The sequence below is a fragment of the Roseovarius halotolerans genome (assembly GCF_900172255.1).
GTDB classification, from domain to species: domain Bacteria; phylum Pseudomonadota; class Alphaproteobacteria; order Rhodobacterales; family Rhodobacteraceae; genus Roseovarius; species Roseovarius halotolerans.
The window spans coordinates 569,072-588,972 of the sequence record NZ_FWFU01000002.1 but is presented as its reverse complement, the minus strand read 5'-3'; the positions used below and the strand labels follow the sequence as shown (position 1 = coordinate 588,972).

Sequence of the window (19,901 nt, the reverse complement as noted above, 5' to 3'; positions counted from 1 at the left end):
GTAGGCCGAGACCTTTTCCAGTTACACGTGTGGTGCCAAGGGAGCACGTGGGGTGACGGAGGGTGTCGGCAAATCGCTGGCATCCTCCGTTTTTATTGTGGTTCAGTCGTCAATCCCCGCCATCTCGCAGACAATGCCCCACTCGGTCTCGCTGACCGGCTGCACCGACAGACGAGAGCTTTTTACCAGCACCATCTCGGAAAGCCGCGAGTCGGCCTTGATCATCTCCAGTGTGACCGGAGTCCGCACCGGCGCAATCGCCTTGATGTCGACGCATTCCCAGCGGTCATCGTCGGTGGTGCTATCTGGATGGGCCTCGGCGATGACCTCGACGATACCGACCACGGCTTTTTCTTTTTGGCTGTGGTAAAAGAACCCGCGATCACCGATTTCCATCTCGCGCATGAAATTGCGCGCCTGGTAGTTGCGCACGCCGTCCCATTCCTCACCGGCGTCGCCCTTGGCGACCTGATCGTCCCAGCTCCAGGTGGAGGGTTCGGATTTAAACAGCCAATAGCGCATCCCTCAGATCACCTTCTTCCATTCGATCAGCTCGACCGACACGAACAACCCGGCCTTGGCATAGGGGTCATTTTCGGCCCAGTCCTGCGCCTGCGCCATGTCGGCGACATCTAGGATCACCAGCGACCCCGCCATGTTTCCCGCATCGTCCAACAGCGGGCCGGCCTGGGCGACAATCCCGGTTTCCTTGATATAGGCCAGATGTGCATCTCGGTTGCCGAGGCGGGTTTGCAGGGCACCGGGCTTGTCTCGGGCAATCAGGGCAATCAGCATCATTCTTCCTTCAATGGGCGTGACAAAAGCATATCCATCGCCTGCTCAACCTGCAATTCACCGTTGATCAGGGCCGTGATCGCGCGGGTGACCGGCATGTCTATGCCCAGATCGGCAGCACGCGCGACGACGGCGCGCGCGGTGGCGGCCCCTTCTACGGTCACGTTGGGATCGAAACGCTCATTTCGACCCAAACTCACCCCGAAACGTGTATTCCGGGACTGTTCCGAGGTGCAGGTCAGGACAAGATCGCCAAAGCCCGAGAGGCCCGACAACGTCTCGGGACGCGCCCCGACAGCTGCCGCCATTCGTGACATTTCGGCAAAGCCGCGCGTCATCAGCGCCGCGCGCGCACTTTCGCCAAGCCCCGCACCCATGACCACACCGGTCCCGATAGCCATGACGTTCTTGAGCGCTCCGCCCAGTTCCGCGCCGCTGGTATCGGTGGTGCGATAGAGCCGCAAATTCGCGGTGCTGAGCGCGCTCTGAAGCGCTTCGCCGACCTTGTCATCTGTGCAGGCCAGCGTCAGCGCGGTGGGCAGGCCTCGCGCAATATCGGCTGCAAAGGACGGTCCGGTCAGGATCGCCGTCGTCGTGCCGGGCAGCATTTCGTCAATGATGCGAGTCGGTCCGAGGCCGGTCGCCAACTCCATCCCCTTGCAGCAGGCCACAAGATGACCTTGCGACAGGGCATCCCCATGCGTTTCAAGCGCGCCCCGAAGACGTTGCATTGGCACGGATAACAGGGCGATCTGACCCTTTGAAACAGGCTCTAATTCAGCCGAAATCGCGATATTATCGGGCAACTCGACGCCGGGCAGGCGGCGCGCATTCTGTCGGGTCGCACGCATCTCGGCGACGTGGTCAGGGTCGCGTGCCAAAAGCGTGACGGGACCGTTGCGCGACAAGGATATGGCGAGAGCTGTGCCAAACGCACCTGCGCCGAAGATCGTGATCATGCCTTGGCCCCTTTCTTTCCGCCACCCAGAAGCGCCGGGCCGGAGCGGTCAAGAGGCCATCTCGGACGGGCGGCGAGTGTCATGTCATCGCATTGTCCTGCCCGCAAAAGCTCGGCTCCGGCATAGGCGATCATGGCCGCATTGTCGGTGCACAGGGCCAGCGGCGGTGCGACGAATGCGGTCTGCGCAGCGTCGGCGGCTGTCTGCAACACGGTACGAATGGCGGAATTCGCCGCAACACCTCCAGCCACGGCAAAAGCTGGCACAGGGGGCGCTTCGCCAAGATATGTCTCAAGCGCGCGGCGGGTTTTCTCGGCCAGCACATCGGCCACAGCGGCCTGAAACCCGGCGCACAGATCCGCGCGGTCCTGGTGCGTGAGGCCACCTTGCGCTGCGATCAGGTCGTCACGTGCCCGCAACAGTGCCGTCTTGAGCCCGGAAAAGGACATGTCGCATCCGGGCCGGTCCAGAAGCGGCCTTGGAAACCGGAACCGCGCTGGATCGCCCTGCATGGCCTCGCGCTCGACAGAGGGGCCGCCGGGTTGCGGCAATCCCAGAAGGCGCGCTGTCTTGTCGAAAGCTTCGCCGGGCGCATCGTCGATCGTGCCGCCAAGACGGTTGAAATCCTCGCAGCCGCGCACGATCAGAAACTGGCAATGCCCGCCCGAAGCCAGCAGCATGAGATAGGGATAGGCAATTCCATCGGTCAGGCGCGGCGTCAATGCGTGGCCGGCAAGATGGTTCACTCCGATCAACGGCAATCCTGCGCCCGCCGCGATGCCCTTGGCGCACATGACGCCCGAAAGCACGCCGCCAATCAGCCCCGGCCCTGCGGTGACTGCAACGGCGTCAATCTTTGAAAGGGGCGTGTTCGCCTTGTTCAGAGCCGCTTTCACGCAGATATCGAGCTTCTCTGCATGGGCGCGCGCTGCAATCTCAGGCACGATACCGCCATAGGCAGCATGCAGATCATTTTGCCCGTGAACGATCGAGGACAGGATCGTTGGCGCGTCTCCCTCAATGCGCAGAACGGCCGCTGCCGTATCGTCGCAGCTGCTTTCAAGGCCGAGAATGGTAAGGCTGGTGCGCATGGGCCGCCCGTTGCGTGTTGGTTCACTGGCAGGTAACACCGGATGAACAAGCAAACAACTGTGGACAGATCATGTCGCCAACGATCCTGATCACCCGGCCCGGTCACGGGGGTGCCGACTTCGCGGACCGGCTGAGGGCTGAGCTGGGCGCGGACCTCTCCATCGTTCTTTCGCCTGTCATGCGGATAGAACAGTGCGGCGCGCTACCGGATCTCACGCGATACCGCACTCTGATCTTCACCTCTCGCCACGGGGTCGAGGCTTATGTGGCCAAACGCGGCCGTTGCGATCTGCCCGCGTTTGGCGTCGGCGGAGCCACGGCGGCCGCCGCGCGCGCGGCAGGGATCGACGTGACCGCATGTGGCGGTGATGCGCCGGACCTGATCGCGCGTATGCTGGCCACCAAGGTCGGGCAGCCCTGCCTGCATCTGCGCGGAACCCATGCCGCAAGAAACATCTCGGGGGCGCTGAGTTCGGCTGGATTAGAGACTGATGAAGCCGTGATATACCGTCAGGCTCCCGCGGCGCTGACGGATGAGGCCCTTGCCGTTCTGGACGGGAATGCGCCGGTAGTGGTGCCACTTTTCTCGCCGCGCAGCGCGCGACTGTTCTTTGACCAAGCGCGCGGTGACGCCCCGCTTCTGGTTGCCGCGATCAGCGATAACGCCGCTCAGGAGGTGCCGGATTGCCGCGTCGCGGCTATCGAGATTGCGCATGATCCTTGTGCAGAGGCGATGCTTGAAGCGACAAAGAGGCTATTGGACGCGGCCAAGCGGCTTGAGGGTCGAAACGCGGCAAAGTAAGGTCATCGGGTATGCGCCGAGGTGACAGGATTCGAAAGGGTGGTTGAGCGTGACTGAAAAGAAGAGCTCTGACAGCAAATCGGACGATGTCACCGAAGCGGCAAGCGATCCGACGACTGCGGATTCCGCAGAGACAACTCAGCCGGAGTCCGAGCTCAATACCAAACGCGATAGCCGGGACAATGGCGATCAGGCAACCGGGCCGGGCAGTGCCTCTGATTCCGATCCAGAGCCGAAGGACACTGTTGCGGACTCGCATGAACCCCTCTCTGGCTCCGAGAAACCGGACAACACCGAAGCAGCACATGATGTCGATCCGTCAGATGAGCTGCCCGTTGCATCGCAACCTGTCCCTGTGGAGCAGGTCATCGTTCAAAAGGGTGGCTTCGTTCTGACATTCATGGGCGGTGTCGTTGCTGCAGTTATAGGCTTTGGCGTGGCGCAGTACCTGTCGGGCGACTGGCCCTTTTCGGCCATGACGGATGACGGCGCGGAACAGGCAGTGACCCAGCGGCTTGATGCGCAATCCGCACAGATCGAAGAGCTTCAGGGGCGGTTCGATGCATTGAGCGAAGGTCCCGACCTCAGCGGGCTGGAAGAGTCCCAGGCGGGACAGGCGGCGGCGATTGACACGATGTCGCAACGCGTGGATGACGTCTTGATGCGGCTCGACGATATGGAGGCCCGGCTCGACGACGTCGAAAGCCGGCCCGCAGGCGCAGGCGACTCGCAAGCCATCGCAGCGGAGTTTCAATCCGAACTGAACGCCCTGCGCGACTCTCTCGCGCAACAAGGCGACGAGATCGCAAGCATGGTCGAAGATGCCCGCACCATGGAACAGAACGCCGAGCAGACCGCCCAGGACGCGATGCAGCGGGCTGCATTGACACGGGTTCAGACCGCACTTGATGCCGGGACGGGCTTTGACGCGGCTCTTGCCGACCTAGACGCCGCCGGCATCGCCGTGCCCGATGCGCTGACCAAGGTCGCGCAGGATGGCGTGGTCTCGCTGGCACGGCTGCAAGACCGGTTCCCGGACGCGGCACGCCGGGCATTGGCCGCCTCGCGCCAGGCCACAGATGAGGGCGCTAGTGGTTTCGGGAGCTTTTTGCGCACGCAGCTTGGTGCGCGCTCGCTCGAACCGCGTGAAGGGGATGACCCGGATGCCATCCTGTCGCGCGCCGAGGCCGCCGCCCGCGAAGGTCGCTTGAAAGACGCACTGGCCGAGATCGAAACACTGCCCGAAGAGGGCCGCGCCGAGCTGAAAGCCTGGTCAGAGGATGCCACGCGCCGCCTCGAAGCCGTAGCCGCTGCCGAGGCGCTCGCCCAGGATATGAATTGAAACCGAAAGGGCACGCATGATGCTTTGGTCGATCACCAAGATAGTTGTTTTCATCGCCCTTGTTGCGGCGGCGGCGTTCGGAGCGGCCCACCTGCTCGAGATGGAGGGCGGCGTCCGGATCGTCATGGCAGGACAGGAGTTCAACCTGACGCCGCTCAAGGCGGTGATCGCGCTGGTTCTTCTGGTGATCGCGATCTGGCTGTTCTTGAAACTCGCGGCCTTCGTGATCGCCTTGCTGAAGTTCATCAATGGCGACGAGACCGCGATTTCCCGCTATTTCGACCGCAACCGACAGGAGAAAGGCTACCGCGCCCTGACCGAGGGCATGATGGCGCTCGCGTCGGGCGAGGGCGAGCAGGCCATGTCCAAGGCCAACAAGGCCGAGAAATACCTGCGCAAGCCTGAGCTTACCAATCTGATCACTGCGCAGGCCGCTGAAATGGCGGGTGACCACAAGCGTGCCGAAAAGGTCTACAAAACGCTTCTCAAGGATGACCGCACGCGGTTTGTCGGGGTGCGCGGCCTCATGAAACAGAAGCTTCTGGCTGGCGATACCCAGACCGCCTTGCGGCTGGCACAGACCGCCTTTGCGCTCAAGCCACGCCATCAAGAGGTTCAGGATACGCTGCTGCAACTTCAGGCACGGCAGGAAGACTGGAAGGGTGCGCGCGAAACCCTCAATGCCAAATTGAAATACGGCGCCTTGCCGCGCGACGTGCACAAGCGGCGCGATGCCGTTCTGGCCCTGTCCGAGGCGCGCGGCGTACTGGACGAGGGCAACGATATCGAAGCCCGCGAGGCGGCGATCGAGGCGAACCGCAAGTCACCCGATCTGATCCCCGCCGCTACGATGGCCGCGCGCGGCTACATCGAACAGGGCGCCAAGCGCCATGCGATCCGCGTCATCACGAAGGCGTGGGAGGCTCAGCCTCATCCCGATCTGGCTGCGGCCTTTGCCGAGCTCGAGCCGGATGAAACCCCCGAGCAACGGCTCAAGCGCTTTGGCAAGCTGCTCAAGCTGCACCCGGATCACCGCGAGACGCGTCTGCTCGAAGCCGAGCTGCATCTGGCGGCCGAGGACTTTCCCGGTGCCCGTCGTGCGCTGGGCGACATGGTTGAAAATGACCCGGACGCCCGCGCCCTCACCATCATGGCGGCGGTCGAACGTGGCGAAGGTTCGTCGGATGCGGTCGTCAAGGGCTGGCTGGCGCGCGCCCTGTCGGCGCCGCGCGGACCGCAATGGGTATGTGAGAACTGCCATCACATTCACGCCGAATGGGTGCCGGCCTGCGAGAACTGTCATTCCTTCGACACGCTCTCATGGACAAGCCCGCCGTCATCCGCCATGTCCACCTCGACCGGTATCGAGATGCTGCCGCTGATTGTCGGCGCGCTCGAGGATCGGCGCGAGGATCACGACATCGAGGACCCTGGCGCGGACCCGGATGACGATAACATCCTCGACGCCACGCCAGTTGCGGAAAACGGCACTGACCCCGAGCGGGAAGCAACCGAAAAATAGGTCTTTCCCCTTGGGTGGGGCGGTGCTATAGGCCCGCGTCACGGGGCCGGTGTAGCTCAGCTGGTAGAGCACGTCATTCGTAATGATGGGGTCGTAGGTTCGAGTCCTATCACCGGCACCACGACTTTCAGCGATCATTTATCAGGCTTGCGCCACAGTCGCCTCGCTCCGCTCAGGAGACAGTCGAATGCACTGGAGGGTGCTGCGCCGATTTTTCCAGCACCACGATCGAATCGTAGATATGGATCGAGGCGCAGGAGCCGGCGATCTCGGGGCGCTGCATATCGCTTTCATGATACCAATGATGCATGTCATCCACCAGGCCACGGACATAGGTGAAGAAGTTCGATTCTGCCTTCAGGCCGCCACCGAACCCTGTCCAATAGGCGGTATGAAGATCCTCGATCATGTAGACGCCATTGTTGTTGAGAAGCGGAAACAGGGTCTCGAGCGAGGCTTTGATATCGTCCATCCGGTGACTGCCGTCATCCAGGATGATATCGACGCCGCCCATCTCTTCGATCACCGACCTGAGAAATGCCGGATCGTCCTGCGACCCGATACGGACCTGGCCATCGATACCGTCATACCGGCGGCAATCCTCGTCGATATCGATCCCGTAGATGATCGCGTCAGGGCCAAGGAACTTGCGCCAGATGGCAAGCGAACCGCCCTTGGATACGCCGATTTCCAGCATCTTTGGGGCGCGTCCGCGGAAAGGGCCGAAATAGCGGTCATAGATCGGAATATAGTGGTGCCATTTGTGAACCAGATGCCCGGAGTGCTCTGAATAGATCTTCAGAAGGTCGCCATCATAGCTGTATTTACTTGTGATATCGTCAAGCACGCTCGGCCCGTTGAACGCATATTCATCGATGCCGCGTGGCGCGTATCTCGTGCCTCGTGTACCTCCCAGAACGCGAGGCAGGATGCGTCGCAGTCGTTGCACGAGGGAAGTCCTTTTCTCAGACACGTCGAATATCCTTGGATCAGCCGGGCAGCCGAGAGAGTGCTAGCCCGCCCCGAAGAGCTTGCGCAAGTGAATAATGACCGACCCAAGCGTGCGAAACTCTATCGTTTCAAGTTTAAACGTCAAAGGTTCGGTAATCTCTTCTCTGATAGACCTTTCCTCGGGTGAGTTGAAAGGTGGTAGGATGAGCGCGCCGGGTGAAAACGCCGCGCCAGTTATCATCAAACGGAAAAAGATCGTCGCCGGCGGGGGCCATCATGGTGGTGCCTGGAAGGTTGCTATAGCATGTTCCTTTAGCCTTTGGTGCTTTTGCACCGGTTTCAAGATCCGCCCCCTCAAGGCGCGGTACAGGCCCAGTTCTGGCGCTTGCGGGTGGTGGTCTTTCTTCCGCCCCCGCGCCATCCGCTTGCGAATGCCCTGCCAGCATCGTCTGAAAATCCTAACCCACTCCTAAACCGAAAGACCGAGTTGGGGTGAATTAGAGACAAATATCTCAGGCCCGCTTCTCGACCTTGCGCAGCACGGTGCCGTCGATTGTGTGGCGCTTTCCGGTCTCGTCATAGGTTGCAAGCGAGCGTCTCACCTGGCGGATCGCCGCCATCCGGTTGGCCACGCGGCGGATGCCCTCAAGCGCGCCATCCAGCAGCACCTGATTGCGCTCCACCTTGCCTTGCAGTCCGGCAAGATCGGGCTCGCGCGCACCTTCGAGCGCGTTGAACCTGTCGATCAGCTGCTCCTTTTGCGCCAGCAGCGCGCCGATGGCCTCCAGATCGCCTGCCAGCAGCGCCGTGCGCTCGGTCTCAAGCAGCTTGTCCAGCCGGTCGATCAGTTTCTGCATCTCATCCTGCGTCATCATATGTCTCCGTCATTGCGCGATAGAACGCCTCGGCCAGGCCGATTCCGCCGCTTGCCGCCATCCGCTCGGCGATGGCCTGCCTGTGAAACGAGGCGAACTGGTCTTCGCCCGCGCCGCCCGAAAAGCTGTTGCTCTGTTCGCCGAAACCGGCGGATTTCAGCATTTCGGCGAGGAAAGTCGCCTCGAGCCGCTCTGCCGCGTCGCGCGCCGCCATAGCCGCCATAGCCGCCAGTGGCGCCTGCCGTGGGCCAGCGTAAGAGCCGATTGGTAAAGAATCCGTCACTGTTTCACCTTGAATTGAAGATAGAGATCCTCATTGGACGGCATTTTGGTAAAGAAGCAGTAACCAGCCTCGGGCATCTTTCCACAAGATTGGAATGATCGCCGGAGAAGCCGATGATGCTTGCGAAAACGGGTGCGCCCCTGCCGGTGCCCGACATGACCCCGGGGCTGCCCGCCAATGACAGCCTCGCATCCGATGGCGCGCCCGCGTTCAGCTTTCAGGCCGTGCTTGAAGCGCTTCAGGTGGCCACCCTGGCGCAGGCGCAAGAGGGCATCGCCACCGAAGCCCAGCCAAACGACGAAACGCCGCCCGACACCCCACCCGAATCGCCGCCTCAGGACACCATGACCGGGGCCGCACATCCGTTCGACGAAGCGCCGGCATCTGATGCGCCGCAGCCCGACGCACCCCACGCCGCCCGGCCCGTGCAAACGGCCGCTCCGGCGTATCCGCCCGCCATCCCCGCCCCAGAGGCGCAGCATGCGCCCCCCATCATGCCGCAAATGGCCGGTGACCCGGCTGAACCCGTGGATCAGCCCCCGCTCAGACCCGATGCCGCGCCTCGCAACGGCCCCGGTTTCGCGCCAGCGCCTCCCGTCGCGGCCCTGGCCGATGCGCGCCAACAGCCCGCAGCGGTGAACGGCGTGGACCCGCCCGGCGCTGTGGCGGCTCCGCCAGCCGATCGGGTTGCGCGCGCCGCCTTGCCTGCGCAGCCGCCCCGGCAGGCCCCGTATCCCGTGGCAGAGCCGCCCGCGCCCGGCCCGTCCCAGGCGCAACCGGCACAGCCCGCGCCGCCGGCACAGCCCGCGCCACAAGCGCCGTCCGAGGTGCGCAGCGCATTCCGCGCCCCCGCACCGCCCGAGCCCGCGTCCGTCGCGCCCCCAACGGTCGTCGCGCATGACCCGCCCGCGCCCGTGCCGCAGCACAGGCGAACCGGTTTGGCCGATGCGCCCGTCTTGCATGGCGCGGGCGTTGCGGTTCCGTCCCCTCCCATCGGCGGCCTTTCAGACAGGCCAGCTCTGGCCGATCTGGATGAACCGATCAGAATCGTCTCTGATACAGCCCGGAATGGCCCTCTTCGCCCGTCTGACGATGGGATCGCCTCGCTTCATGCCAATGTCGATATCCGCCATTCTCCCGATCTTCCGCGCCATATCGCAACGCAGATCGGTGCCGCTGTGCAGCGCGCCAATCCGCTGCCCGGCGGCGTCGCAACGCCCATCGGTGGCGGGGGCGGTGAACAGGCCATCGACCTCACCTTGAATCCCGCCGAGCTTGGCCGCGTGCGCATAAGCATGACGCCGGGCGAGGGCGCGATGACCGTCACCGTCATCGCCGAGCGGCCCGAGACGCTCGATCTCATGCGCCGTCATGTCGACATGCTGGCACAGGACTTCCGCAATCTCGGTTTCGGCAATACCGCGTTCTCGTTCGGGCGCAGCCCCGATCAGGCGGGCGGCGGCACCGGCCATCCCGATGCCGCAACCACGCCCGAGGATTCACCCCCGCCCGATGCCGCGCCCGCGGCTGCACCCACCGCGCTGTGGATCGCTGCGGATCGCGTCGATATCAGGCTCTGAAAAGGCAAGAACATGATAGAATCCACCTCATCAACAGCGCCCAACCCGGCGCAATCCGTGGCCAATGCCGCTTCGTCGAAATCCGCTGAAAAGCCCGTGCTCAGCTCGGATTTTGAAACCTTTCTCAAGATGCTGACCGCGCAGATGCGCAACCAGGACCCGCTCAACCCGGTCGAATCCGCGGATTTCGCCGTTCAGCTGGCGGCCTTCTCGACAGTCGAACAACAGGTGCGCACCAATGACCTTCTGGAGTCGCTCGGCGCGCGGGTCGGGGCCTTGGGCATGTCGCAGTTGGCTGGCTGGGTCGGGATGGAGGCGCGCGCCGCGACCCCGGTGCAGTTCGACGGCGCACCCCTGACCCTGACCCTGCGCGCCGATCCGCTGGCCGACTCCGCTCAGATCGTCGTGCGCGATACCGGGGGCAACGTGGTGCAACGCCTCGATGCGGCCGCTGAAACCGGGCCGGTGCTTTGGGCCGGGGTCGGCGACACCGGCGCGCCGTTGCCCGCCGGGCGCTACGACATCGCGCTCGAATCTTATCGCGCCGGCGACCTTCTGGGCGCGCGAGCCGCCGAACTGCACGGCCGCATCGTCGAGGCGCGCAACGATGGCGACCGCATCACACTGGTTTTTGCGGGCGGCGAGGAGGTGCCTTCAGGCGAAATCCTGGGTCTGCGCGCCCCCGAGGGATGAGCGCCCTTGTTTCGCCTGCCGCGCTGGCCTAGCGTCCGGCGATTCGCCGACGCATCGCAGGTTTGGCCCCGTTCATGACCGCAGCAGACATTCTTCCGCCCGAACCGCTGGCCCAGACGCTGGCGGATGCGGGCGTGCTGCCCGAGGGTTGCGCATGGACGCCGCTTGCGGGCGGGCGCACCAACCGTCTCTGGCTGGTTTCGCCGCCTTCGGGCGCCGCTGCCGTCGTCAAGCTCTACACCCGCGCCGCGCCCAACCCTCTGTTTCCCAACGATCCGGCGGTGGAACTACGCCTGCTGCGCCACCTTTCGGGCCACGGCATCGCGCCGCATCCCCTCTATTTCGGCGAAACCCCGGCAGGGATCTGCCTGGTCTACGCTCACCTTCCCGGCGCTCCCTGGGTTCGCGGCGCCTACCTGGCCGCCGCCACGCTCAAGCGTCTCCATGCGATTGCGCCGCCACCGGGCCTGCGCAACGCCCCGGATGGCAGCCTGGCCCTCTCGGAACAGACCGAGGCGATCCTCGCGCGCTGCAAGTCTCACGCCGCCCGCGCTGCCGAGGCCCTCAGGCCGCGCCAGGAGGTGCCCGCCCTTGGCCGCGCGGCGCTTCTGCATGGCGATCCGGTGCCCGCCAATATCGTGGTCGACGAAACCGGCGCGCGGCTGATCGACTGGCAATGCCCCGCCATCGGCGACCCTTGCGAGGATATCGCGCTGTTCCTCTCGCCCGCCATGCAGCTCAGTTACCGTGGCGCAGCGCTGGACGCGCCCGAGCGTGCCGCGTTCCTTGCCAGCTACCGTGACCCCGAGATGATCGCGCGCTACCGGCGCCTTGCGCCCTGGTATCACTGGCGGATGCTGGCCTATTGCCTCTGGCGCCATGAAAGCGGCGATCCCGATGCCCGCGCCGCCGCCGATCTCGAGCAGGCCGCCCTCACCGCGCTGTCTCGCGCCTGACACGCGAAACCCGGTCCGACTCGTCGCGCGGCATCAGACCAGCCAGAACACCGCCACTGTCGCCGCTGCCCCCGCCAGGCCGCCGCCCAGCGCCCAAAGCGCGCCCGCCCCGCGCTGACCGCGCGGCGCTGTCTCCACCGGCATCGACTGCCGGATCAGCGCGTTCTCCACGATCGCCGGCAATCGCGGCCCGTATCGCGTCAACACCGCCAGCGTCTTCTGCAGGTCGCGCATCGCCGCGCGCGGCCCGATATTCTTGCGGATGTAATCCTCGACCACCGGCCGCGCCGCCTGCCACACGTTGATCTGCGGATCAAGCGACCGCGCCACCCCCTCGACCACGACCATCGTGCGCTGCAACAGGATCAGCTCGGTGCGGGTCTCCATACCGAAACGCTCTGTCACCTCGAAGAGATAGCTCAGCAGGTTGCCGATCGACATATGCGAGGCATCCATCCCGAAGATCGGCTCCCCCACGGCGCGCAGCGCCCGCGCGAACTCGTCCACATCCCGGTCGGCAGGCACGTAACCCGCCTCGAAATGCACCTCCGCCACGCGCCGGTAATTGCGCTTGATGAACCCATAGAGAATCTCGGCGTAAACCTTGCGGGTATATTCGTCGATATGCCCCATGATCCCGAAATCATAGGCAATGATATCCCCCGACGGCGCCACCTTCAGGTTGCCCTGATGCATGTCGGCATGGAAATACCCGTCACGCAGCGCATGTTTCAGGAACAGCTGCAACACCCGCTCGGCCAGCTGCGCGCGGTCATGCCCGGCCGCATCCAGCGCCGCGTTGTCGCCCAGCGGCACGCCATCGGCCCAGCCCATCGTCATCACCCGCCGCCCCGAAAGCGGCCAGTTCACCCGAGGCAGGGCGAACCCCTCGTCGCCAGCGGTATTGGCGGTGAACTCGCTGGCCGATGATGCCTCCAGCCGCAGATCGAGCTCGCCCATCACCACGCCCTCGAAATGGGCGATCACATCGGTCGGCCTCAACCGCCGCGATCCCGGCGACAGGAACTCGATCGTCCGGGCCGCGAAATAGAAGGCGTCGATATCCTTGCGAAAGGCCCGCTCGATCCCGGGGCGCAGCACCTTCACGGCCACTTCCTCGCCGCCCTCGCGCAGCCTGGCGCGATGCACCTGCGCGATCGAGGCCGCCGCCACCGGCGCGCTGAAATCGTCGAACACCTCTTCCACCGGGCGCCCCAGCTGCGCGGCGACCGATGCCTTGGCCACGGCCACCGGGAAGGGCGGCAGCTTGTCCTGCAACACGCGCAGCTGCGTCGCCAGGTCGTCCCCCACAAGATCCGGCCGCGTCGACAGGATCTGCCCGAACTTGATATAGGCCGGCCCCAGCGCCGTCAGCGCCCGTGTCGCGGGCGGCATCGCCGGATCGCCGCGATAGCCCAGCCACTGGAACGGCCATGCGAGGAACCGCATCGTCATCCTGACCAGGCGCGGCGCATCGAACGCATCCATCACCACCGCCATCGCGCCGGTGCGCTCCAGCGTGGCGCCCGTGCGGATCAGGCGCAGAATATTGTGTGGCCCCCGCATTCAGATCTTCCAGCCCGAATGAAGACAGGCGATGCCCATGCTCAGATTTCTGTATTTCGCATTCCCGAACCCGGCCTCCCGGATCATGCCCAGGAAGGTTTCCTGATCGGGAAAGCGGCGGATCGATTCCACCAGGTATTGATAACTCTCGCGGTCATTCGCGATCGCCTTCCCAAGCCGCGGAATGATGTTGAACGAATAAAGGTCATAGGCCCATTGCATCAGGTCATTGGGAATCTGGCTGAATTCCAGCACCATCAGGCGCCCGCCAGGGCGCAGCACCCGGAACGCCTCGTTCAGGGCCTCTTGCGGGCGCGTCACGTTGCGGATGCCGAAACTGATCGTGTAGACATCGAAACTGTTATCCGCGAAGGGCAGGGCCATCGCGTCGCCCACCAGCCAGTCAAGGCTGTCCGCCATCGCCGCCGCCTCGGCGCGCTTGCGCCCCTCGATCAGCATCGGTTCGGTCAGGTCCAGCACCGTGGCATGACCATGCCCCGCACGCTTGAGGAACCGGAACGCGATATCGCCCGTGCCCCCCGCCACATCGAGCAGGCGCTGGCCGGGACGCGGCGCCAGCCAATCCATCATCGCGTCTTTCCAGATGCGGTGGATGCCCAGCGACATCGCGTCGTTCATCACATCGTATTTCGATGCGACCGACCCGAACACGCCCTGCACGCGCCCGGCCTTCTCCGCCTCCGGCACGCTCTGAAATCCGAAATGGGTGGTTTTCTCGTTCATGTTCCGCCACCGGGGCCTTGCCGTTATGTGTTGACGCCCTTCTTATAGGGCGCATGGGGGCGGATACAATGCGCCCCATTCGTCACAGGATCGTACCGATGCCCGAACTCCCCGAGGTCGAGACAGTTCGCCGCGGCCTTCTTCCCGCGATGGAAGGCAGCGTGATCGCACACGCAGAGGTCAATCGCCCCGACCTGCGCTGGCCCTTTCCCGAAAACATGGCCGCGCGCCTTGCCGGGCAGCGGGTCATCGCGCTGCGGCGGCGCTCGAAATACATCCTCGCCGATCTCGCATCCGGTGAAACCCTGCTCATTCACCTTGGCATGTCGGGGCGCATGACCGTTTCGGGCGACCCGCTCGGGGTCTTTCAGCACGACCATCCCGCGGCGCAGAAACACGATCACGTCGTCTTCGACATGGATAATGGCGCGCGCGTCACCTTCAACGATCCGCGCCGCTTCGGGGCGATGGACCTGATGGAGACCGCCACCGCGGACGCCCACCCGTTGCTGGTGAAACTCGGGCCCGAGCCACTGGGCAACAGCTTTGACGAAACCTACCTCGCCGATGCGCTGGCGGGGCGCAAGACGCCGGTCAAGTCGGCGCTGCTCGACCAGCGAATCGTTGCGGGCCTCGGCAATATCTATGTCTGCGAAACGCTTTACCGTGCGCGTATTTCCCCGAACCGGCGCGCGGGCAATCTGTCGCGCCAACGCGCCGGGGGGCTGGTGACAATCATCCGTGACGTTCTCCTGGATGCCATCGAGGCAGGCGGGTCCTCCCTGCGCGATTTTCGTCAGGCAGACGGGGAACTTGGTTATTTTCAACATCGCTTCGACGTTTACGACCGCGAGGGCCAACCCTGCCGCAGCGCGGGCTGCAACGGCACCATCCGGCGGATCGTGCAATCAGGGCGATCCAGCTTCTACTGCGCCTCCTGCCAAAGATGAGGTTGATCCGCGCGCAGACAGTGGTAATGAATCCGTTCTGACAGAAACAAGCGAAAGCAGATTTCATGGCCTATGAGACGATCATCGTCGAAATAGAAGACCACGTCGCCCTCATCAAACTCAATCGCCCCGATGCCCTGAATGCGCTCAACGCCCAGCTCATGACCGAGCTGTGCACCGCGCTCAAGGACGCGCAGGCGAATGAAAAGGTGCGCTGCATCATCCTCACCGGCTCCGACAAGGCGTTCGCAGCCGGTGCCGATATCAAGATGATGAGCGGCAAGAGCTTCGTCGACGTGTTCTCCGAAGATCTCTTCGGTCCCGAAAGCGATGCGATCATGCGGGTCCGCAAACCGATCATCGCCGCCGTCTCCGGCTATGCGCTGGGCGGCGGCTGCGAACTGGCGATGATGTGCGATTTCATCATCGCCTCGGACACTGCCAAATTCGGCCAGCCCGAGATCAATCTCGGCGTCATGGCCGGGCTTGGCGGCAGCCAGCGCCTGACCCGCTTCATCGGCAAGTCCAAGGCGATGGACATGAACCTCACCGGCCGCTTCATGGATGCCGAAGAGGCCGAACGCTCCGGTCTCGTCAGCCGCGTCGTTCCCGTCAAGAAGCTGATGGAGGAGGCGCGCTCGGCCGCCGACAAGATCGCCGAGAAATCCATGATCAACGTGATGGCGGTAAAGGAATCGGTGAACCGTTCCTACGAGACCACCCTGCGCGAGGGGCTGCTGTTCGAGCGCCGCGTGTTCCACTCGCTCTTCGCCACCGAAGACCAGGCCGAAGGCATGGCCGCCTTCATCGAAAAGCGCGAACCCCAGTTCCGCGACAAGTAACCGCCGCCTGAACCCGGCTTCTCAAGGGCGCGCCCCATCGCGGCGCGCCCTTCGCTTTTCCTCCGCCCGCCCGCCCTTCATCTGGCCTCAAATACCTCGGGGGGTCCGGGGGGCTGGGGGGGGTCCGGGGGGCTGGCCCCCCGGCGCTGCCTGCGCGGATTTTGTACGAAATCCGGGTGCTTTTGTACCTGCAAGCACCGCGCGCCGCGTTGACCGGCCCGTTTCGGGCCCCGATACCGATGCGATACCGACGCGATACCGACATATTGCCGCGGCCCTCTCGGCCTTGTTAACAAGGCCCCCGGGTCGAATCGCACCGTTCCGCCCAGTTTCGGCTTTGCAAAACCGCCAAACTTGGCTATACGCCCCCGCTATACATGCGTGTGCAGCCCGCTCTGGCTAGAATCACCTCCGGTCGATCCGTCGTCCGTTCGGGTTTGCTCCACCGCATTCAAGACAACGCAAACCTGATAGAGGTCTGATTTAAATGGCAAATACGCCCCAGTCCAAGAAACGCGCCCGCCAGAACGAAAGCCGTCTGGCCGTCAACAAGGCCCGCCGTTCGCGGATCCGCACCCATCTGCGCAAGGTCGAAGAGGCCCTCGCCTCTGGCGACAAGGACGCAGCCCAGGCCGCCCTGCGCGCCGCCCAGCCCGAACTGATGCGCGGCGTCACCAAAGGCGTCTTCCATAAGAACACCGCCTCCCGCAAAATCTCCCGCCTCGCCGCCCGCGTAAAAGCGCTCGGCTAAGGCTTTCGGGCTAAATCATTGATACAAAAGGCGCCGGTCAGTCCGGCGCCTTTTTGCGTTTGTGGCCTTCCTGACGAGGGCAGGGATTCTTTTCGCGCAAACATCCTGTCAAGCGCGAAGTTCGGTTGCCGTGGCGCGCGTGAACTTGCTAGCTTCAGCCAGCGATTCACGCTTGGGGGGACATGTAGCACAGGTTCGGGCAGCCATTCGCGGTTGCTTGATCTAGGTCAATGACCGCTCTGTGATCTTGTCCGACAAGACGGCACGCAAATGCAATGACGGCGCGGTGATGTGGGGACAGTCCGCGTTTGACATTCTGTTGCGACCTTTGGAAGTTCGGCTCCGGGCAGGGGCTTGGCAACTGCTGTATTCATGCAGCGGATTTGTTGATCTTTGCCCGTGCTTACTTCATCCCTGCAGCGATCGGATCGCCCGCTCCGGTTGAGCGTGTAACGAGTTCAGACAGGAAGATCCGATTCCGAGACGGGGGAAGAATGACGCAGGAACAATGGGGCCAACTCAAGCAGCGACTTCTGAATACAGTCGGCAAGAACAATTATACGAACTGGATAGAGCCTCTTGAACTCTCGGGTGTGAAGGACGGCGTCGCTACCTTCAGTGTGCCGACCAGCTTTCTTGGCAATTACGTCTCGCAGAATTTCGGCGACCTGATCCTCTATCAGGTGAATTCCATCGCGCCCGAAATTCGCCGGATCCAGTTCCGGACCGCGGCCAACACCGCGCGCGATCCCGCGGCCACCAAGACAGGCCCGGCCCCTCAAAGGGCCGCGTCCGGCAACGGGGCGGAAACGGATATCCGCCTCAACACTGCACCGCTGGACGAGCGGTTCACCTTCGACACCTTCGTCGTCGGCAAACCCAACGAGCTGGCCCATGCCGCTGCCAAGCGCGTCGCCGAAGGCGGCCCGGTCACCTTCAACCCGCTCTTTCTTTATGGCGGTGTCGGGCTGGGCAAGACGCACCTCATGCATGCGATCGCATGGGAGCTGACCTCGCGCCAGCCGGAGCTGAGCGTGCTCTACCTGTCGGCAGAGCAGTTCATGTATCGCTTCGTGCAGGCGCTGCGTGACCGCAAGATGATGGATTTCAAGGAAATGTTCCGCTCGGTCGACGTGCTGATGGTGGATGACGTTCAATTCATCGCCGGCAAGGAAAGCACGCAGGAGGAATTCTTCCACACCTTCAATGCGCTCGTTGATCAGAACAAGCAGATCGTCATCTCGGGCGATCGCGCCCCCGGCGAGATCGAGAATCTCGAGGACCGCATCAAGTCGCGCCTGCAATGCGGCCTGGTCGTGGACCTGCACCCGACCGACTACGAACTGCGCCTCGGTATCCTCCAGTCCAAATGCGAGCAATATTCCCGCCAGTATCCTGACCTGCAGATGTCGGATGGCGTGCTTGAATTCCTGGCGCACCGGATCAGCACCAATGTCCGCGTCCTGGAAGGGGCGCTGACCCGGCTGTTCGCCTTTGCCTCGCTTGTGGGCCACGAGATCACGCTGGAACTGACGCAGGACTGCCTTGCCGACATCCTGCGCGCTTCGGAACGCAAGGTCAGCGTCGAGGAGATCCAACGCCAGGTGGCGGATCACTACAATATCCGCCTCAGCGACATGATCGGCCCCAAGCGCCTGCGCAGCTTTGCGCGCCCGCGTCAGGTGGCGATGTATTTGTGCAAGCAGATGACCAGCCGCTCCCTCCCCGAAATCGGCCGTCGTTTCGGGGGGCGTGACCACACCACCGTGATGCATGGTGTGCGCCGCATCGACGAGCTTCGCGCCCAGGATGCGCAGATCGCCGAAGATCTCGAAATCCTGCGCCGGACGCTTGAAGGCTGAGCATTCCGGCGCGCCGTGCCGTCCTTGGCCCCGCCTCGTGCGGGGCCGCACTTGACGGCCAGATGAATAACGCAGAAAAACAACAACAAAAGGCTTGAGCCGAAAGGGGAAGTTGCTAACGTGCCCCTCCGGCACGACGCCGGCACCTATTCGGGAGCGAGGGCATGAAACTCAGCATCGAACGCGGAACGCTGCTCAAGGCCGTGTCGCAGGCGCAATCTGTGGTGGAGCGGCGCAACACCATTCCGATCCTCGCCAATGTCCTGATCGAGGCCGAAGGTGACGAGGTTCATTTCCGCGCCACCGACCTCGATATCGAGGTGGTGGACAAGGCCCCGGCCAAGGTCGAGCGCGCCGGTGCCACCACCGTCAGCGCCGTCATGCTGCACGAGATCGTGCGCAAGCTGCCCGACGGCGCACTTGTGACGCTCAGCGATGACGGCACCGCGGGCCGCCTCACCGTCGAGGCAGGGCGGTCGCATTTCAACCTCGCGACCTTGCCCAAGGAAGACTTCCCGGTCATGGCCTCGTCGGAATATTCCAGCAATTTCAGTGCTCCGGCCCCGGTTCTGCGCCGCCTCTTCGACAAGTCGAAATTCGCCATTTCCACCGAGGAAACCCGCTATTACCTCAATGGTGTCTACATGCATGTCGCAGAGTCGGAAGGCGGCAAGGTGCTGCGCTGCGTCGCCACCGATGGCCACCGGCTGGCCCGGATCGACGCCGACCTGCCCGAAGGCGCCGAGGACATGCCCGGCGTGATCGTCCCGCGCAAGACCGTGGGCGAGCTGCGCAAGCTCCTGGATGACGACGACATGAAGATCGCGGTCTCGGTCTCGGAAACCAAGGTGCGTTTCGCCACCCCCGATATCATGCTGACCTCCAAGGTGATCGACGGCACTTTCCCCGATTACACCCGCGTCATTCCCCAGGGGAACACCCGCAAGATGGAAGTGGACGCAGCCGAATTCGCTCAGGCCGTCGACCGCGTGGCGACGGTGAGTTCCGAACGCTCTCGCGCAGTCAAGCTGTCGCTCGACGAAGACCGCCTGATCCTGTCGGTCAACGCGCCCGACAGCGGCGCCGCCGAGGAGGAACTGGCCGTCGCCTACGGCGACGAGCGCCTCGAGATCGGCTTCAACGCCAAGTACCTGCTCGAAATCGCCAGCCAGGTGGACCGCGAGAACGCCGTGTTCCTGTTCAACTCCTCGGGCGACCCGACGCTGATGCGCGAAGGCAACGACACCAGCGCCGTCTATGTCGTCATGCCGATGCGGGTGTGACGACGGGGTTTCAAACCGGCTTCGCCGATGCCTTCGGCGAGAGTATTTCCGGA

Annotated in this window: 20 protein-coding genes, 1 tRNA gene and 1 pseudogene; 13 read left to right on the top strand and 9 right to left on the bottom strand. The window is 63.7% G+C overall.

All coding sequences use genetic code 11. The features are described from left to right. Positions 1–102 precede the first annotated feature (102 nt). Genes ROH8110_RS09935 through tsaD form a run of 4 tightly spaced genes read right to left on the bottom strand, consistent with a single transcriptional unit; the run spans position 103 to position 2,845 of the window. Complete coding sequence (locus tag ROH8110_RS09935) at positions 103–522, bottom strand: EVE domain-containing protein (RefSeq protein WP_085817584.1); 420 nt, start codon at positions 520–522, stop codon at positions 103–105. A 3-nt stretch (positions 523–525) separates the two neighbouring features. After that, positions 526–795 carry a YciI family protein gene (locus tag ROH8110_RS09930; RefSeq protein ID WP_085817838.1) on the bottom strand — a complete coding sequence of 90 codons (270 nt, stop codon included), beginning with the start codon at positions 793–795 and terminating at the stop codon, positions 526–528. Beyond that, positions 795–1,754 carry an NAD(P)H-dependent glycerol-3-phosphate dehydrogenase gene (locus tag ROH8110_RS09925; protein WP_085817583.1) on the bottom strand — a complete coding sequence of 320 codons (960 nt, stop codon included), beginning with the start codon at positions 1,752–1,754 and terminating at the stop codon, positions 795–797. The genes ROH8110_RS09930 and ROH8110_RS09925 overlap by 1 nt, the downstream gene beginning before the upstream one ends. After that, positions 1,751–2,845 carry a tRNA (adenosine(37)-N6)-threonylcarbamoyltransferase complex transferase subunit TsaD gene (gene tsaD / locus ROH8110_RS09920; RefSeq protein ID WP_085817582.1) on the bottom strand — a complete coding sequence of 365 codons (1,095 nt, stop codon included), beginning with the start codon at positions 2,843–2,845 and terminating at the stop codon, positions 1,751–1,753. Before tsaD ends, ROH8110_RS09925 begins: the two co-directional genes overlap by 4 nt. Before the next feature lie 71 nt (positions 2,846–2,916). On the opposite strand from tsaD, the gene ROH8110_RS09915 reads away from it, so the two are divergent. The 4 genes from ROH8110_RS09915 to ROH8110_RS09900 all read left to right on the top strand — a co-directional run bounded on the left by ROH8110_RS09915 (position 2,917) and on the right by ROH8110_RS09900 (position 6,633). Continuing rightward, positions 2,917–3,648 carry a uroporphyrinogen-III synthase gene (locus ROH8110_RS09915; protein ID WP_085817581.1) on the top strand — a complete coding sequence of 244 codons (732 nt, stop codon included), beginning with the start codon at positions 2,917–2,919 and terminating at the stop codon, positions 3,646–3,648. Positions 3,649–3,697: 49 nt separating this feature from the next. After that, entirely contained in the window at positions 3,698–4,990 is a 1,293-nt protein-coding gene (locus ROH8110_RS09910; protein ID WP_139837399.1) for a COG4223 family protein, read from the top strand. Positions 4,991–5,009: 19 nt separating this feature from the next. Beyond that, positions 5,010–6,512, top strand: coding sequence for a heme biosynthesis protein HemY (locus tag ROH8110_RS09905; RefSeq protein ID WP_085817837.1), 1,503 nt, complete (start codon positions 5,010–5,012; stop codon positions 6,510–6,512). A gap of 45 nt (positions 6,513–6,557) precedes the next feature. Next, positions 6,558–6,633, top strand: a tRNA-Thr gene (locus ROH8110_RS09900). 51 nt (positions 6,634–6,684) lie between these two features. On the opposite strand, the gene ROH8110_RS09895 is transcribed toward ROH8110_RS09900, so the two are convergent. Then, positions 6,685–7,461 carry a class I SAM-dependent methyltransferase gene (locus tag ROH8110_RS09895; RefSeq protein WP_139837398.1) on the bottom strand — a complete coding sequence of 259 codons (777 nt, stop codon included), beginning with the start codon at positions 7,459–7,461 and terminating at the stop codon, positions 6,685–6,687. A gap of 205 nt (positions 7,462–7,666) precedes the next feature. On the opposite strand from ROH8110_RS09895, the pseudogene ROH8110_RS18915 reads away from it, so the two are divergent. Beyond that, positions 7,667–7,768, top strand: a pseudogene (locus ROH8110_RS18915) (chemotaxis protein MotB); the annotation flags it as partial. Between the two features lie 207 nt (positions 7,769–7,975). On the opposite strand, the gene flgN reads toward ROH8110_RS18915, so the two are convergent. Next, positions 7,976–8,335, bottom strand: coding sequence for a flagellar export chaperone FlgN (gene flgN, locus ROH8110_RS09885; protein WP_085817577.1), 360 nt, complete (start codon positions 8,333–8,335; stop codon positions 7,976–7,978). Beyond that, positions 8,322–8,552, bottom strand: coding sequence for a rod-binding protein (locus ROH8110_RS09880; protein WP_306372207.1), 231 nt, complete (start codon positions 8,550–8,552; stop codon positions 8,322–8,324). Before ROH8110_RS09880 ends, flgN begins: the two co-directional genes overlap by 14 nt. A 182-nt stretch (positions 8,553–8,734) precedes the next feature. Between ROH8110_RS09880 and fliK the strand changes: the two genes are divergently transcribed. The 3 genes from fliK (at position 8,735) to ROH8110_RS09865 (ending at position 11,850) form a co-directional block, all read left to right on the top strand. Then, a complete protein-coding gene (fliK, locus tag ROH8110_RS09875) occupies positions 8,735–10,201 on the top strand; it encodes a flagellar hook-length control protein FliK (protein WP_085817575.1) in 1,467 nt (488 codons plus the stop codon). Between the two features lie 12 nt (positions 10,202–10,213). Next, positions 10,214–10,894 carry a flagellar hook capping FlgD N-terminal domain-containing protein gene (locus ROH8110_RS09870; protein ID WP_085817574.1) on the top strand — a complete coding sequence of 227 codons (681 nt, stop codon included), beginning with the start codon at positions 10,214–10,216 and terminating at the stop codon, positions 10,892–10,894. A 74-nt stretch (positions 10,895–10,968) separates the two neighbouring features. Further along, complete coding sequence (locus ROH8110_RS09865) at positions 10,969–11,850, top strand: phosphotransferase family protein (protein WP_085817573.1); 882 nt, start codon at positions 10,969–10,971, stop codon at positions 11,848–11,850. A 33-nt stretch (positions 11,851–11,883) separates the two neighbouring features. Here the strand turns inward: ROH8110_RS09865 and ubiB are convergent, their stop codons facing one another. Both ubiB and ubiE read right to left on the bottom strand, forming a co-directional pair. After that, positions 11,884–13,416 carry a 2-polyprenylphenol 6-hydroxylase gene (gene ubiB, locus ROH8110_RS09860; protein ID WP_085817572.1) on the bottom strand — a complete coding sequence of 511 codons (1,533 nt, stop codon included), beginning with the start codon at positions 13,414–13,416 and terminating at the stop codon, positions 11,884–11,886. After that, the gene (ubiE, locus tag ROH8110_RS09855) at positions 13,417–14,160 is read right to left on the bottom strand and encodes a bifunctional demethylmenaquinone methyltransferase/2-methoxy-6-polyprenyl-1,4-benzoquinol methylase UbiE (protein WP_085817571.1); all 744 of its coding nucleotides are present in this window, start codon (positions 14,158–14,160) and stop codon (positions 13,417–13,419) included. It abuts the gene before it with no gap. Between the two features lie 98 nt (positions 14,161–14,258). On the opposite strand from ubiE, the gene mutM reads away from it, so the two are divergent. From mutM to dnaN, 5 genes are all read left to right on the top strand, one after another. Further along, entirely contained in the window at positions 14,259–15,110 is an 852-nt protein-coding gene (gene mutM / locus ROH8110_RS09850) for a bifunctional DNA-formamidopyrimidine glycosylase/DNA-(apurinic or apyrimidinic site) lyase (RefSeq protein WP_085817570.1), read from the top strand. A gap of 65 nt (positions 15,111–15,175) precedes the next feature. Beyond that, entirely contained in the window at positions 15,176–15,952 is a 777-nt protein-coding gene (locus ROH8110_RS09845; RefSeq protein ID WP_085817569.1) for an enoyl-CoA hydratase, read from the top strand. A 487-nt stretch (positions 15,953–16,439) separates the two neighbouring features. Beyond that, the gene (rpsT, locus tag ROH8110_RS09840; RefSeq protein ID WP_085817568.1) at positions 16,440–16,703 is read left to right on the top strand and encodes a 30S ribosomal protein S20; all 264 of its coding nucleotides are present in this window, start codon (positions 16,440–16,442) and stop codon (positions 16,701–16,703) included. A 494-nt stretch (positions 16,704–17,197) separates the two neighbouring features. Then, a complete protein-coding gene (gene dnaA / locus ROH8110_RS09835) occupies positions 17,198–18,565 on the top strand; it encodes a chromosomal replication initiator protein DnaA (protein WP_085817567.1) in 1,368 nt (455 codons plus the stop codon). Positions 18,566–18,729: 164 nt separating this feature from the next. Further along, on the top strand, positions 18,730–19,848 hold the full coding sequence (gene dnaN / locus ROH8110_RS09830) for a DNA polymerase III subunit beta (RefSeq protein ID WP_085817566.1): 1,119 nt from the start codon (positions 18,730–18,732) through the stop codon (positions 19,846–19,848). The last annotated feature ends 53 nt before the right edge of the window (positions 19,849–19,901 follow it).

Excerpts from the sequence above, each read along its gene's own strand:
- ROH8110_RS09935 (WP_085817584.1), bottom strand. The coding sequence starts at position 522 with ATGCGCTATTGGCTGTTTAAATCCGAACCCTCCACCTGGAGCTGGGAC.
- ROH8110_RS09930 (WP_085817838.1), bottom strand. The coding sequence starts at position 795 with ATGCTGATTGCCCTGATTGCCCGAGACAAGCCCGGTGCCCTGCAAACC.
- ROH8110_RS09925 (WP_085817583.1), bottom strand. The coding sequence starts at position 1,754 with ATGATCACGATCTTCGGCGCAGGTGCGTTTGGCACAGCTCTCGCCATA.
- tsaD (WP_085817582.1), bottom strand. The coding sequence starts at position 2,845 with ATGCGCACCAGCCTTACCATTCTCGGCCTTGAAAGCAGCTGCGACGAT.
- ROH8110_RS09915 (WP_085817581.1), top strand. The coding sequence starts at position 2,917 with ATGTCGCCAACGATCCTGATCACCCGGCCCGGTCACGGGGGTGCCGAC.
- ROH8110_RS09905 (WP_085817837.1), top strand. The coding sequence starts at position 5,010 with ATGCTTTGGTCGATCACCAAGATAGTTGTTTTCATCGCCCTTGTTGCG.
- flgN (WP_085817577.1), bottom strand. The coding sequence starts at position 8,335 with ATGACGCAGGATGAGATGCAGAAACTGATCGACCGGCTGGACAAGCTG.
- ROH8110_RS09880 (WP_306372207.1), bottom strand. The coding sequence starts at position 8,552 with ATGGCGGCGCGCGACGCGGCAGAGCGGCTCGAGGCGACTTTCCTCGCC.
- fliK (WP_085817575.1), top strand. The coding sequence starts at position 8,735 with ATGATGCTTGCGAAAACGGGTGCGCCCCTGCCGGTGCCCGACATGACC.
- ROH8110_RS09870 (WP_085817574.1), top strand. The coding sequence starts at position 10,214 with ATGATAGAATCCACCTCATCAACAGCGCCCAACCCGGCGCAATCCGTG.
- ROH8110_RS09865 (WP_085817573.1), top strand. The coding sequence starts at position 10,969 with ATGACCGCAGCAGACATTCTTCCGCCCGAACCGCTGGCCCAGACGCTG.
- ubiB (WP_085817572.1), bottom strand. The coding sequence starts at position 13,416 with ATGCGGGGGCCACACAATATTCTGCGCCTGATCCGCACGGGCGCCACG.
- ubiE (WP_085817571.1), bottom strand. The coding sequence starts at position 14,160 with ATGAACGAGAAAACCACCCATTTCGGATTTCAGAGCGTGCCGGAGGCG.
- mutM (WP_085817570.1), top strand. The coding sequence starts at position 14,259 with ATGCCCGAACTCCCCGAGGTCGAGACAGTTCGCCGCGGCCTTCTTCCC.
- ROH8110_RS09845 (WP_085817569.1), top strand. The coding sequence starts at position 15,176 with ATGGCCTATGAGACGATCATCGTCGAAATAGAAGACCACGTCGCCCTC.
- rpsT (WP_085817568.1), top strand. The coding sequence starts at position 16,440 with ATGGCAAATACGCCCCAGTCCAAGAAACGCGCCCGCCAGAACGAAAGC.
- dnaA (WP_085817567.1), top strand. The coding sequence starts at position 17,198 with ATGACGCAGGAACAATGGGGCCAACTCAAGCAGCGACTTCTGAATACA.
- dnaN (WP_085817566.1), top strand. The coding sequence starts at position 18,730 with ATGAAACTCAGCATCGAACGCGGAACGCTGCTCAAGGCCGTGTCGCAG.